The organism is Micromonospora sp. NPDC049523 (genome assembly GCF_040676775.1).
In the GTDB taxonomy this organism is placed as follows: Bacteria; Actinomycetota; Actinomycetes; order Mycobacteriales; family Micromonosporaceae; genus Micromonospora_G.
The window spans coordinates 152,335-166,041 of sequence record NZ_JBFAPP010000005.1 but is presented as its reverse complement, the minus strand read 5'-3'; the positions used below and the strand labels follow the sequence as shown (position 1 = coordinate 166,041).

Below are 13,707 nucleotides of genomic sequence, written 5' to 3'. Positions count from 1 at the left end.
GCGCCAGAGCCCGACACACCGGTCGGCGATCGACTCGCCGGGGGCGCCTGCCCCCGGTCGTCGCACGACTAGGAAGATGAGCACGCCCACCAGGGCGTCCGGTCCTGCCGCCGAACCCTCCGGTGGAGTACCGTTCGATCGATAACAGGAGGTCGCGAATGTCCTTGACGGTGCACACCGAGCAGCGCGGCGACGTGGTCGTCGTGGCGGTCGCGGGCGAGCTGGACATGGCCACCGCGCCGCAGCTGCAGGACGAGATCACGGATCTGCTCGACCGGGGCAACAGCCGCCTGGTGTTCGACCTGTCCGACCTGACCTTCTGCGACTCGACCGGGCTCTCCGTGTTCGTCCGGGCGAAGAACAGCAGCGACGAGGTCGGTGGGGTGGTACGACTCGCCGCACCGCAGCGCGGCGTGTTGCGCATCCTGGAGGTCAGCGGCCTGGTCGAGGTGTTGCAGACGCACCCCTCGGTGGAGCAGGCCGTCGCGGCGGACCAGACCCCCGCGTCGTCGTAACAACACACACGCCGTCATGACGTGATCACCGCCTGGTCCGCTGCACAGTGGGCCAGGCGGCACTTTTCTCCGCGTACTCGACGGGGCATAGGTTGTCGGTCGACACCGCCAACCTTTCGGAGACGCGAATGCTCAAGGGTTTCAAAGACTTCATCATGCGCGGCAACGTCGTCGACCTCGCGGTCGGCATCGTCATCGGCGCGGCCTTCACGACCGTGGTCAACCAGCTCACCCTGTCGTTCCTCAAGCCGCTGATCCAGCTGATGGGCGGGTCGGCGGCCACCCCGGCACCGGCCGGCACACCCGCCGCCGCCGGCACGGAAGGTGCACGGATCCCGGGAGCCTGGTACATCGGCGACGTCGGGTTCGACTGGGCCGCCTTCATCAACGCGGTGTTCACCTTCTTCATCACGGCCGCGGTGCTGTACTTCCTGGTCGTGCTGCCGCTGAACAAGCTGGCCGAGCGGCGTCGGCGTGGCGAGGAGCCGCCGCCGGCCGCGCCGAGCGAGGAAGTCAAGCTGCTGACCGAGATCCGCGACGCGCTGGTGGCCGGCGGACGGGTGCCGGCGCAGCACCGGGAGTCGTTCGACAACCTGACCGGCCGGGACTACCCGCCAGCCGGTCGGGAGTACCCGTCGGCCGGTCGCTGAGCCGCCGGAGCGCGACTTTCCCCCTCCCCGCACCCTATCGAACACGTGTTCGATAGGGTGCGATCATGGAGCAGCGAAAACACTGGTGGAACGGCAAGTGGGGACACCTCGCGCGGCGTGACGTCTACCTACGGACCGACGCCGACCAGTGGCATCTGGAGCAACGGGCCGGCGGCGCCGAGGGGATCTCCCGGTTCTACGAGTTCGACAGCGAGGACGAGGCGTACGAGGCGGTGCGCGGCCTGCTGGTCGGACCGGACAACTGGCGGGAACTCTCGGCCCGACCGCCCGGACTCGGCAGCGGTGGTTTAACCGGCTGACCGGGCGGGAATCGCCCAGACATGCACACCAATGTCCCGAACAGCGCCGAACCCATCGCCCAGGTGACCAGCGGCATGCGGGTGATCGATCCGGGCGGCGAAGAGGTGGGCACCGTCATCGCGGTGCAACTGGGCGACCCGAACGCGGTGGCCGCCCAGGACCCGCCGAGCGGCGACGGCGTACTCGGTGACGGGGTGCCGCACACCGCGAGCGGGGACGAGCCCGACGTGCCGCCGGACCTGGCGGCGCGGCTGATGCGTACGGGCTACCTGAAGGTGGACAGCCGGGGGTTCCTCGCCCACGACCTCTACATCGAGGCCGACCAGATCGCCAAGGTGAACCAGGACGTGGTGGAGCTGACCGTCGTACGCGACCGGCTCATCCCCGAATCCCGCTGACCCCGCCGGGTTGGCCGGAGCCGGTCAGCGGGACGGGGTTTCCAGCATGGCGATGGTGCTGAGGCTGACCTGGTCCCGGATCCGGGTCACCGACGACTGCCACTGCCGGCTGAACCCGGGCCGCCGCTCCAGCGACTGCCAGACCGACAGCACGGACTCGTCCAGCCGGGCGGCGGGCATCCACAGGTGCAGCAGGCAGTCGATCGCCGGTCGGAGCCGGTCCAGCTTCTGGGCCCGGGTGCCCGGCCCGGTGAGGCTCGACTCCATCAGCGACAGCAGCGTGGTGAGCAGCCAGTCGTGCAGGGCCAGGTCCTCGCAGAGTTCCACGATCGCCTGCATGTCCTGCCGGGCCGCGGTCAGTTCCAGCGTACGCAGGGTGTCCGACTCGACCCGGAAGGTGCCCTGCAGTTCGGCCTCCGGATCCTCGACCGGAACCACCGCCCAGCGCAGGCAGGTCCGCTGGGCCCGGAACGGCGGCCGGTGGTCCAGCGTCGCCGACGCCTGCACGGTGTCCATCGTGCGGGCGCTGACCGCACCGAGGTTGAGCGCCGACGCCTGGTACGCCGAACCGAGGAAGCCACGGGTGATGTCCCGTACGTCGACCTTGCCGATCGTCTCCACCTGCCCCGGCCGGGACAGGTAGTGCGACCAGACGAGCCGACGGTTGGCTGCGGCGCGGTCGATCCGGGTGTGGGTCGACCCCTGTAGCACGTGTCCTCCGGTGACGGCCGCGTGCGAGACGACCGTGCCGACGCCCCGGCTCCGGCTGCCGGAAGCGGTCGGTAGCCGGCAGTCCACCCCGCTGAGCTGGTCCGGGGAGACGGCGTACGCGATCGGCCGTTCCGAGCGGCGGACCCGTTCGCCCACCAGCAGGTCGAGCAGGCCGGCGGTCCGGTCCAGCGACAACGCGGTGGAGTTCTGCAACAGCCCGGTGTGGACCTCGCCCACGGTCAGCATGGCACCTCCGCAACGTCACACGTCGCCACCGGCCACGGTCACACCGCGGTCAGAGCCGATCGACCGGTTTCATCCCATCATCGGACCGACGCGCAAGGTACCGGACACGCATGAGCACTAATGAGAATTCCCGGTCTTCACGTGCACGGGCGCCGGAAATACCGTCGAACCGGCGGGACATCGGGTTATGACGAGCGGTTTCCGCAGGAAGTCCCTGATGCGCCTTTTCACCGAACTTCCAGGGCTACGGTCGGATCGCATTTCCCGCCATAGGCTCGACGGGTGCCTCCTGCGAACATAGACGTACTCGTCGTCGGTGCCGGGGTGACCGGGCTGACCACGGCGGTGTGTCTGGCCGAGAGCGGGCGTTCGGTGCTGGTCCGTACCCGGGACCGGCCGGCGGACACCACGTCGTTCGCGGCCGGTGCGATCTGGGGACGGGTGATCGCCGCACACGAGCGGGCGGCACACTGGGGTCAACAGACGCTCTCCCTGCTCAAGCCGTTGGCCCGCGCGGCCGGAACCGGGGTACGCCTGGTCACCGGCCTGGAGGCGACGCGGGTGCCGTGCCCGCCGCACCCGTGGCTGACCGGGATCGACGACTTCGAGGTCTGTCCGGCGGCCGAGTTGCCCACGGGTTTCGTCTCCGGCTGGCGCTACACCGCACCCGTGGTCGACATGCCGCGTTACCTGGAATACCTGGTGAACCGGCTTCGCCGGGCCGGCGGCCGGATCGAGCGGGCCACCGTCGGCTCGTTGACCGAGGTGGCCGCCGAGGCACCGGTGGTGGTGAACTGCACCGGCTCCGACGCGCGCGAACTCGTACCGGACGACGAGGTGCAGCCGACCCGGGGACAGTTGGTCGTGGTCGACAACCCCGGTGTGGACTGGTTCTTCGCGGAGAGCGGCACCGAGACCACCGAGCTGACCTACTTCCTGCCGCACGGCGACCACGTCGTACTCGGCGGGACGATGGAGGTCGGGCACTCGGACGCCAGACCGCAGGCCGAGACGGCGGCGGCTATCGTACGGCGCTGTGCGGCTGTCGAACCCGCCCTGGCGCGGGCCCGAATACTCGATCATCGGGTCGGATTCCGGCCGGTACGCCCACAGGTCAGATTGGAACAACTGGATCTCGACGGCGGCATAATGATCCACAATTACGGACACGGTGGCAGCGGAATCAGCCTTTCCTGGGGCTGTGCGCTGGAGGTTCTGAACATGATCGAAACACGTACGGCAACCCTGTCTTGAAAATCATTGGCGCCGATGTCCTCGGAGACCGGCGATACTGCTGTCGGGGGGCAGACGAGGGGCCAAATATTCTTGCCCCCCATTGATACGGTGACGACACGTGCCGCTCACGCCGCATAGGAGCCGCCGTGACCAAGGTCTACGTGTCAGCCACTTTCCGAGATCTACAGGAATGTCGCGCCGCGGTGCAGCTCGCGCTGCGCCGGCTCCGGGTCGAGGACATGGCGATGGAATCCTATGTCGCGGAAGATCGACGGCCACTGGAAAGGTGTCTGGCGGACGTCCGCGAATGTGATGTCTACGTGGGCATCTTCGCCTGGCGTTACGGTTTCGTGCCGCCCGGCTACGGCCGGTCGATCACGGAATTGGAATACCGCGAGGCACTCAACAACGGAAAGCCCTGTCTGATCTTCCTCCTCGACGAGGAGGCACCCTGGCCGCGCCGGTTCGTCGACCGGGGCCCGGAGGCCGAACAGATCGAGGCGCTGCGGGCCGAACTCGCCGACCGGCACATGTGCAGCATCTTCACCGAGCCGGGTGACCTGGCCGCTCGGGTCACCGCCGCGGTCGCCGTACGGCTGGCGGAGACCGGCTGGTCCGGGCACGGTCTGAACGCACTCGGCCAGGACACGGTCCAGCGTTACTTCTCCCGACTGCGCCAGCACTACGGCGTACTGGACCTGGACGCGTTGACGCCCACCGAGAGCGAGGACTACCTCCAGATCGGACTGGCCTCGGTTTTCGTCGAGCAGTCCGTACGGTCCGATCCGCCGCCGGCCGAGATGCCCCGCGAGTGGCGCCAGCGGGTGCCGACGAACGGGCACCTGAGCAGCGAAGACGTGCCCGCGGAGGTGAACCCGACGGACCTGGCCCACCTGCAGGAGTCGTACCGGGCGAAGCCGTTGCAGCGGCTGTTCGACGTACTCGGCTCGCCGGAGCAGCGGGCGGTGGTGCTGCTCGGCGACCCCGGCTCGGGCAAGTCCACCGCGGCCCGCTACCTCGTGCTCGCCCTGGCCGGCGGGCACCCCGACGACCGGCTCGCCGCCCTGACCGACCACCTGCCACTCCTGGTCGAGCTGCGCTCGTACGTGACCCTCGCGGCCGAGAACCGCTGCCAGAGCTTCGTCGACTACCTGGACCACCGGGCGCACACCGACGGGCTGGGCATCGACCGGACGGCGCTGCTGCGCCACCTCACCCTCGGCCGTACGGTGGCCGTCTTCGACGGGCTCGACGAGGTGTTCGACCGCCGCCGTCGGGAGGAGGTGGCCAGCCAGATCGCCAACTTCGCCGCCGACTTCCCCCAGGTACGGGTGATCGTCACCTCGCGGGTGGTGGCGTACTCGCGGCGGATCCTCACCGACGTCGGCTTCACCCACTTCACCCTCCAGGACCTGGACGCCGACCAGACCGCGGAGTTCCTCGGCCACTGGTACCGGTTGGCCATCCACGACCGGCCACAGGACGCCCTGGTCCGCCGTGCCCGGCTGCTGGACGCCATGCGGCACTCGCACGCCATCCGGGAACTGGCCGGCAACCCGCTGCTGCTGACCATCCTCGCGATCATCGGAAAGCACCAGGCGCTGCCCCGTGAGCGGTGGAAGCTCTACGACCACGCGGCCACCGTGCTGGTCGAGCACTGGGACGTGAACCGGCACCTGCGCGACCAGCACCAGGACCCGGACTTCATCGGCACCGAGGACAAGAAGGAGCTGCTGCGCCGGCTCGCGTACCGGATGCAGTCGGCCGACCGTGGTCTGGCCGCGAACTACATCGCGGCCGAGGAGTTGAGCCAGGTCTTCGAGGACTACCTGGTCGAGCGCTACCACCGGGATCCGGGCGCCGCCCGGGCCATCGCCCTGTCGATGATCAACCAGTTCCGGGAGCGGAACTTCATCCTCAGCCGGTACGGCCCGCACCTGTACGGCTTCGTACACCGCACCTTCCTGGAGTTCTTCTGCGCGGACGCGGTGCTGACCCGGTTCCAGCACGACCGGGTGCTCACCATCGGCGAGGTGAAGGACCTGTTCCGCCGGCACTGGGTGAGCCCGTCCTGGCGGGAGGTGCTCCGGCTGCTCGCCGGGGCGCTGCCCGAGGAGCGCACCGCCGAGGTGGTCGACCTGCTGACCAACGAGGTGAACCGGTCCTGGCCGCCGACCGCGTTTCCCACCCCGCCGTGGAACCTGGCGCTCGCGGTGCAGTGCCTGGCCGAGGTCCGGACCATCTCGCCCGCGGTGGCGAAGCCGGCCGCCGCCCTGCTCCGCAAGACGATCCTGCTGCTGGAACACGGTGTCGCGATCAACGACCGGGAAACCGCGAAGCTGATCGAGGAGGAGATCCTGCCCGCCGCCCAGGCGATCGGGACCGCCTGGCCGGGCCGGGAGGCCTACCTGTCCTGGTACCGGCGGCGCGGCGTCCGGGTGGTCTGGAGCCCGGTGTCGGCGTACGCCGCCCGGCTGGCCGCGATGCTCTCCACCCCGGCCGAACGGATCGACGACCTGTTCGACGAGGTGCTCGGCGGACTCGACGACAGCTCCGCCGCGTACGCCTGGGTTGCCGGCCTGGCCGAGGTGGCGCAACTCGCGACCGCCACCGAGGACAGCCCCCCGCATCGCGCCGCCGCCGAACGGGTTCGCAACCGGCTGGTCAGGCGGGCCCGCGACGACGGTTACAGCGGCGCGCGGCTCACCGCCGTGCAGGCCCTCGGCGAGTGTTTCGGCACCGACCAGCGGGCCCGCGAACTGCTCGCCGAACGCGCCCGCATGGACGGGTACGCCGGGGTCCGGCTCGCCTCCGTGCAGGCGCTCGGCGAACGTTTCCGGGGCGAAACCCCGGTACGGAACCTGCTGCTGGCGCAGGCGGGCCTGGACAGCAACCCGGGCGTACGCCGAGCCGCCCTGCAGATCCTCGGTGAACGCTGCGGCGGTGAGGACGAACTGCGGTCGCTGCTGCTCGACCGGCTCGGCACCGACGCCGACGCGGACGTGATCCGGATGGCCGCCCAGGTCCTGATCGAACGCTTCAACGCCCCCGGCGAGGTACGCGACCTGCTGATCGAGCGGGCCGGCGCCGACGGCGACCCGGTGCTGCGCCGGGCCGTCGTCCGGGCCCTCGGCGAGCGGCTCGGCATCGACCCGGTGGTCCAGACGGTGCTGGTGGAACGGATCCGGGTGGACACCGACGCAGGTGTGCTCCGGGCCGCGGCCCAGTCCCTGGTGGAGCGGTTCGGCCCGGACGAGGAACTACGCAAGCTGCTGGTGACCCGTGCCCTGGAGGACACCGACGAGGTGGTCCGCCGGGCCGCCCTGCGGCTGCTGATCGAGTGCTTCGCCCGCGAGGTGCCGCTCTGCGAACTGCTGATCACGGTGGCGCGGGCCGACCGGGACACCGACGTGCGGCTGGTTGCCGTACGGGCGCTGGCGGACCAGGTCGGCACGGCACCGGAGGCGGTCGACGCGCTCACCGAACTGGCCCGCACCGACGGGGCTCCCCGGATCCGGTTGCTGGCCGTCGCGGCGCTGGTCGACCGGGTCGGCATGGACCCGGACGTACGGGACGTGCTCGCCGGGCTGGCCCGCTCCGACACCGGTGCCGCGGTACGACTCGCCTCGGTACGGGCGCTGGCGGAGTGGGTGACCGAACCCGCCCTGCGCGAGCTGATCATCGAACGGGCCCGGGAGGACAGCGGGGCGGAGGTCCGGCTCGCCGCCGTACGGGCCCTGGCCCGCGAGGCGGGTACGGATGCCGAGGTGCACGCCGTACTCGTGGATCGGGCCCGGCACGACTCGGACGGTGGCGTGTTCGCGCACGCCGCGGCGGTGATCGCCGCGCTGGCCGAGCAGGACGAACCGGCCTGGGAACTGCTCGCCGGGCGGGTCGGGGTGGACAAGAGTGCCCGGCTGCGGCTGGCCGCGATGCGGATGCTGGTCGACCGGTTCGGCGACCGGCCGGAGCTGGCCGAGATCCTGCTCGACCGGGTACGCCTCGACCCGGACGCGGAACTGCTCCGGGTGGCGGCGACCGCGCTCGTCGGCCAGTTCCGTCCCGGACAGGCGCAGTGCAAGGCGTTGCTGGGCCGGGCCGACAGCGACGACGTACCGGTGCGCTGCGTCGCGGTACGGATCCTCGGCGAGGCGTTCGGAGCCGACCAGGGCGTACGCGAGGTGCTGATCGACAAGGCCCGCGACGACGACGACGTGCAGGTACGCCGGGAGGTGCTCCGGGTCCTCGGTGAACGGCTCGCCGACCACCCGGAGGTGCGGGCGCTGTTCGTCGAGCGGCTGCACGACCCCGACTGGTCGGTACGGGTGACCGCGGTCCGGCTGCTCGGCACCCGGTTCGGCGCCGACCCGCAGACCCGTACGCTGCTCACCCAGCTCGCCCGCGAGGACGGCGACCACGGGTTCCGCCGGTTCGCCGGTCAGGCGCTGACCTGGCTGCCCGGCGCGGACCCGGACCAACTGCCGGACGTGCCGCGATGAGGCCGACGACGAACCGGGCCGTGCGCGACGAGCGCGGGTCAGTCCGAGATGAACGTGTACTCGATCCGTTCCACGAGGTCCTTGGGGACGTCGACGTGTTCGTGGCGGCTGCGGGTGTGGATCTGGTCGAGCACCGCCGGGCCGATCGACACCTGGCTGAGGATCGTCCGGACCGCGTGTTCGATCGGCAGGAACCGCGACCCGAGCACCGAGAAGGTGCGGTACGCGCTGAACGGCGCCGCCCGCGGGTTCAGCTTCACCACGGCGGGCAGTTCGTCCCAGTCGTCCGGCCACTCCTCGACCTGGTACGGGTTGGTCACCCCTTCGCCCTCGTGCCGCAGCAGGCCGAGTCGCATGAGCTGCCACACCCCGGCGAGGAAGGGGCAGGACCAGCGCAGTTGCCCGTCCTCCTCGTAGTCCCACAGCTCGACGTCCATGAAGATGGAATGCCGGTTGGCCGCGTTCTGTACCGGCGGCTGCCAGGCGTAGTCGCTCATCGCCTGGGCCGGGCCGGTGGCCGGGGAGCGTTTGCCGTTGCAGAGCCAACCGGTCTCGGTGAGCGGTGGACGTTCACCGTTGGTTTCCGGCACCGGGTCGGAGACGAGCTGGTCGAGTACGAGTTTGGCCAGCGGGATGTCGTCGGCCTGGGCGCAGCCGGACTCGCGGGCGAAGTAGTCGATGACCAGGCCGGTGCCCTCGGTCGCTTCCTGGAGTTGCCGGACCACCTCGCCGGGCGTACTGAACCGGGTGAAGTAGTCGTCGATGAGGAAGCAGGTGCTGATCCGGGCCCGGCCCTTGGGAACCCGGTCGATCGCCGCCTGCCGGGCCGCCGCCACCCACGGCGCGACCCGCGAGAAATGTCGACGGAGTTGCTGGACGCCGCCCGCGAACTCCTCGATGTAGAGGTGGCCGAGTTCGATCGAGAGATGGGACAGCGGTACCGACTCGACCGTACGTCGGGCCGCGGTTTCCTCGAAGCTCACATCCGTTTTCGTCACAGGGTCTCCCAGGCCGCGTCGTCGACTATGCGTTTGGCCAGGGAGGAGAACGCTTCGACCGTCTCCAGGTTGGCGATCCGCCGGGCGTACACGTCGTTGTCGGAGATGAGCTGCTCGCGCCATTGCAGCACCGGGTCCAACGGCACCGAGCCGATCATCATGGTCCGACCCACCCTGTTGTTGCTGGCCAGCTCCAACAGGTCCTGGTTGCACTCACGCAGCCAGGCCACCTGCGGGGGCTGGAGTCCCTCCAGCTCGGGTGAGTCGGGGTCGACCACGGCGGTACGCACGAAGCGCAGCGCGTTTATCAGGTCGTCGTGTTTGTGGCCGCGTCGTACGCCGGTGTCGAGGATGCCCTTGGCGCCGTACACGAGGCTGGAGGCGGCGAGCACGTGCTGCCGGGTCCAGCGGTGGAACACCAGCCAGCGGGCCTTGACCGAACGCAGTTCGGGGGAGGCGGTGGCGGCGAGCACGATGTCGGTGGCGTACGACCGTCCGGCGCTCAGGTCGATCAGGCTGAGTTCGAACTCCTCCTCCAACCGGAGGAAGAGCCGTACGCACTGCCGGACCCGTTCCTCGCTGCTCGGGAACTCGCCCCCGCCGATGTCGCCGGGCAGCAGCATCAGCCGTCCCGCGCCCGGCGGCCGGTTGCGCAGGCTGGCCCGGTCGGATTCGGACCACACGTCGATCCGGTTCGGTTCGGCGCACTCGCCGTTGAGGTAGACGTGCAGCCCGGTCTGGGTGGTGGTGCCGTGCACGGCGGAGTCGATGTTGAAGATGGAGCCGGCCGTGGGTGAGCCGAAGTCGAAGTCGAGATAACAGACGTCGGTGCCCTGCAGCGCGCTGCGGTAGAGCACGTTGCTGCTGGTCACGGAGCGGCCGGTGCCGCCCTTGTCCGAGGTAGCGAAGATCAGCATGGTCAGCCCGCCTCCGAGACGTCACGGCGGGCGGCGTCCAGTTCGTCGAGTGAACGCAGCACCTCGGTGGCCAGCGCGGCCGCCGAGCCGGGCCGGTCCTGCACGATCTCGCGGGCCCGGCGCAGGTTGACCCGGATCAGGTGCAGGGTCTGCTGCATCTTCGGACCGCCCTCGGCCGCGCCGCTGAGCAGTTCCATGTCGTACAGGTGCTCGGCCTCGCTGAGCAGGTCCAGGGCGTAGTCGGCCAGCCGGTCGCTGCGCAGTGGCGGGCGGTTGAGCATGTTGGCGGTGGTGACCAGCCCCTGGACCACCCGCTCGGTGTAGTACCAGGAGGTCCCGTCCTGGTTCTGTTTGATCTGGCGGAAGACCTTCGCCGGCTGGTCCCACAGGCTGCGGCCGGTGCCGCCGTCGAGGCGTCGGGCGGCCAGGTGGTCCCAGATCCGGTCGGCGAGGTCGAGCAGCGAGGCGCGCTGCTCGGCGTCGCTGAGCAGGCCGGCGATGAACGACGTGCGTTGCAGCAGCAGCGCGGAGAACTCGCTGACCATCCAGCGCAGCCGAGGGCCGCCGAGCTGCTCACTGCCGATCAGGGTCAGCCGTACGCCGGGTGAGTGCAGGGTCAGCGCCGGGTCGGCGTCGAACGGGCGGCGGGTGATCCGGGCCCGGTTGGCCAGCTCGCTCAGGGCCAGTCCGACTCGGGACAGCTCGGCGTCGGAGCCGCGTTCCAGCATCAGGCCCTTGACCGCCAGCGAGGTCACCAGCAGCGTGTAGTAGTCGGAGGAGTCCTCGTCGGTGGTACGCCACGGGATGTCCTCCAGCGGCCACCGTTGCCCGTCGCCGAAGGTGGCGACCGTGGCCCAGTAGGTCCTGGTCAGCTCCCACCGCAGTTGCAGCGCTCGGGACAGCCGCTGTTGCTCGTCGTTGAGCAGCCCGAGGATGCGGGTACGTTCGGAGAACAGGTCCTCGATCGCGTCCACGGCGATGACGGTGAAGTAGAGCCAGGGCAGCTCGTGCGCCACGCCCTTGGGTTGTTCACCGACCGGCTCGTCCGTCTCGACCACCGGGGCGTCGTTGACGATGCCCCAGGACCAGCCGCACTCGAACAGCCGGTTGGCGCTCTCCAGGTCGGCGACCTGGCCGGATCCGATCAGGACCTCACGGAAGGTCGCCATGGTCTGGCGCAGGGCCCGGCGTAGCTGGGAGACGATCTGGCGTTGCGGCAGCCCGGCCTGGTTGACCGTACGGATCAGCGCCCGGCCCTCGTTGGAGTCGACGTCGAAGACGTTGACCGCGAAGCTGCGCAGCAGTCCGACCATGGCGGCGCTGAGCCGGGCGCTGGCCATCGCCTCCAGTTCGGCGATCTCCTGGAGGGTTTCCTCACGGCGGACCGCGCCCCGGAACACCCGGACGAAACCGATGGTCGCCAGCGACAGGGTCACCGACATCGCGAACGAGTCCACGATGTCCAGGTCACGCTGCTGCGGGGTGGCCGGTTGGGCGGGATCGTCTATGCCGAAATAGCTGCCACCCGAAAAAATGGGCGTACCGGACTCATGGGTGTAGCGGCGGAAGTATTCGCTCAGGATCTGCACCAGGACCAGGGGTATCTGGGTCGCCGTACCGAGCGGGCGCAGCACTTTGATCATTTCATCGGCGGTCTCGTCCGGACGGTCGATGTTGAACGCGTCCACCTGGGTCGCGGGTAGGAGCAGGCAGAGCAGTTGCTCGGCGTCACTGATCGAATTGGAGCCGTTCTCGCCGCCCCACACCCATCGGCCGTCCCGCCAGGAGGACCGCACGACGGCCGACCAGATCTCCAGGAGCTGCTGACGAGGCTGAATCCTCATCTCTCGTGCACCACCATCCGCCAATTGTCATGGATCCAGGTACGCCGGAGACCCGGAGAGCATGTGATTATCGATCATGGTTCAGCGCCAATGCGCCGGGAACCAGGTCAGTGAATCAAGCAAAGGAGCTGGCCAGCCCAGGGATCAAATGATCTTTCTACAGTGGCGCCACGAGTCATGGCGACCACCCCCTTCTCACGGGCCCAGTCCTATGTGCCAATGATGTCGTACGCGTCAAGGGTGGAGAAATCGCCGACCAGCCGCTGGGACAATTGATCAATTAGCCACAGTGGTGCTGGTAGGACCCGTCGAGGCCGCCCCGAGTCGGATATCAGACCGGCTGACTCGGTCCGGTCAACTGCCGGCGTACCGCCCAGAGCGCCGCCTCCGTACGCGACGCCGAGCCGGTCTTGCGCAGCAGATTGGACACGTGCACGGTGACCGTCCGGACCGAGATGCCCAATGATCTCGCCACCTGCTTGTTCGACATCCCGGCGGCCAGGCAACCGAGCACCTCGACCTCACGCGCGGTCAGCTCCGCCCCGCCCAGTTCCGCCCCGATCGGCTCGACCGGCAACCTCGGATGCTCCGGCGGCGGCTCGCCGACCAGTCCGTCGGGCCCGTGCCCGCCCCGGGTGGCGATCAGCTCGGTGAGCCGGTACGGATTCCCGCCGGTCCGCTCCCGTACCGTCTCGACCAGTTGCCGGTCCACCGGCCCGTCCGGGTACACCTGACCCAGCACCGCCGCCACCTGCTCGACGGTCAACGCGCCGAGGTGCTGGCGTACGGCACCGGGCGCGCCGGTGAGGCGGGCGAGCGTACGCGCGGCAAGCTCGGGCGCCAGCGCCGCCTCCGGTGGCCGGCTGGCGACCACCAGCAGGACCGGCAACTCCGGCGCGGCGGCCAGCTCGCCGATCAGGTTCAGGCTCGCCGGGTCGAGCGCGTGCAGGTCCTCGACCACGATCACCGCCGGTCCCGCCCCGACCAACGCCCGTACGGTCGCCACCGCCAGCCGGAGCAGCGTGCCGGGGGCGTACCGCTCGCGGGGTGCGTTGGGATGCTGGGCCAACCAGGCGAGCGCGTCCGCGGGCAGCGGGAGACCGGTCGTGTCCCGGCCGCTGAGCACCGCCGCCAACCAGTCGTACGGCGCCGGATCGTGCACCCGGGCGGTGCCGAAGAGCACGCAGCTCGGGCGCGGGTCGAACCCGTCCAGCGCGGCGGCGACCAGCAGGCTCTTGCCCACCCCGGCCGCCCCGGTGATCACGACCGTACGGCGGGCCGGCGGATCCGAGCCGGCCAGGCTGGACCAGGCGCGGGTCAGCTCGGTCAGCTCACCGCCGCGCCCGACCATGGCGACCGGCATCATGGATCA

General features: G+C 69.9%; 11 protein-coding genes. 6 read left to right on the top strand and 5 right to left on the bottom strand.

Translation table 11 applies throughout. From position 1 onward, the window contains the following. Positions 1 to 158: 158 nt before the first annotated feature. The 4 genes from AB0J90_RS09515 (at position 159) to AB0J90_RS09500 (ending at position 1,884) form a co-directional block, all read left to right on the top strand. The gene (locus AB0J90_RS09515; protein ID WP_363593935.1) at positions 159 to 515 is read left to right on the top strand and encodes an STAS domain-containing protein; all 357 of its coding nucleotides are present in this window, start codon (positions 159 to 161) and stop codon (positions 513 to 515) included. Between the two features lie 128 nt (positions 516 to 643). Next, entirely contained in the window at positions 644 to 1,165 is a 522-nt protein-coding gene (gene mscL, locus AB0J90_RS09510) for a large conductance mechanosensitive channel protein MscL (protein ID WP_363593933.1), read from the top strand. Between the two features lie 65 nt (positions 1,166 to 1,230). Then, positions 1,231 to 1,485, top strand: coding sequence for a hypothetical protein (locus tag AB0J90_RS09505; RefSeq protein WP_326561531.1), 255 nt, complete (start codon positions 1,231 to 1,233; stop codon positions 1,483 to 1,485). Positions 1,486 to 1,506: 21 nt separating this feature from the next. Further along, the gene (locus AB0J90_RS09500) at positions 1,507 to 1,884 is read left to right on the top strand and encodes a hypothetical protein (RefSeq protein WP_363593931.1); all 378 of its coding nucleotides are present in this window, start codon (positions 1,507 to 1,509) and stop codon (positions 1,882 to 1,884) included. A 24-nt stretch (positions 1,885 to 1,908) separates the two neighbouring features. Here AB0J90_RS09500 and AB0J90_RS09495 read toward each other — a convergent pair whose 3' ends face one another. Next, positions 1,909 to 2,841 carry an SCO2521 family protein gene (locus tag AB0J90_RS09495; RefSeq protein WP_363593929.1) on the bottom strand — a complete coding sequence of 311 codons (933 nt, stop codon included), beginning with the start codon at positions 2,839 to 2,841 and terminating at the stop codon, positions 1,909 to 1,911. A gap of 282 nt (positions 2,842 to 3,123) precedes the next feature. Between AB0J90_RS09495 and AB0J90_RS09490 the strand changes: the two genes are divergently transcribed. Both AB0J90_RS09490 and AB0J90_RS09485 read left to right on the top strand, forming a co-directional pair. Next, positions 3,124 to 4,095 carry an FAD-dependent oxidoreductase gene (locus AB0J90_RS09490; protein WP_363593927.1) on the top strand — a complete coding sequence of 324 codons (972 nt, stop codon included), beginning with the start codon at positions 3,124 to 3,126 and terminating at the stop codon, positions 4,093 to 4,095. 128 nt (positions 4,096 to 4,223) lie between these two features. Further along, positions 4,224 to 8,576, top strand: coding sequence for a HEAT repeat domain-containing protein (locus tag AB0J90_RS09485; RefSeq protein ID WP_363593925.1), 4,353 nt, complete (start codon positions 4,224 to 4,226; stop codon positions 8,574 to 8,576). 38 nt (positions 8,577 to 8,614) lie between these two features. Here AB0J90_RS09485 and AB0J90_RS09480 read toward each other — a convergent pair whose 3' ends face one another. The 4 genes from AB0J90_RS09480 to AB0J90_RS09465 form a co-directional block, all read right to left on the bottom strand. After that, the gene (locus AB0J90_RS09480; protein ID WP_363593923.1) at positions 8,615 to 9,574 is read right to left on the bottom strand and encodes an SCO2522 family protein; all 960 of its coding nucleotides are present in this window, start codon (positions 9,572 to 9,574) and stop codon (positions 8,615 to 8,617) included. Further along, on the bottom strand, positions 9,571 to 10,491 hold the full coding sequence (locus AB0J90_RS09475) for an SCO2523 family variant P-loop protein (RefSeq protein WP_363593921.1): 921 nt from the start codon (positions 10,489 to 10,491) through the stop codon (positions 9,571 to 9,573). The genes AB0J90_RS09480 and AB0J90_RS09475 overlap by 4 nt, the downstream gene beginning before the upstream one ends. Positions 10,492 to 10,493: 2 nt before the next feature. Continuing rightward, a complete protein-coding gene (locus tag AB0J90_RS09470; RefSeq protein ID WP_363593919.1) occupies positions 10,494 to 12,335 on the bottom strand; it encodes an SCO2524 family protein in 1,842 nt (613 codons plus the stop codon). 331 nt (positions 12,336 to 12,666) lie between these two features. Then, on the bottom strand, positions 12,667 to 13,701 hold the full coding sequence (locus tag AB0J90_RS09465; protein WP_363593917.1) for a LuxR C-terminal-related transcriptional regulator: 1,035 nt from the start codon (positions 13,699 to 13,701) through the stop codon (positions 12,667 to 12,669). Positions 13,702 to 13,707: the final 6 nt, after the last annotated feature.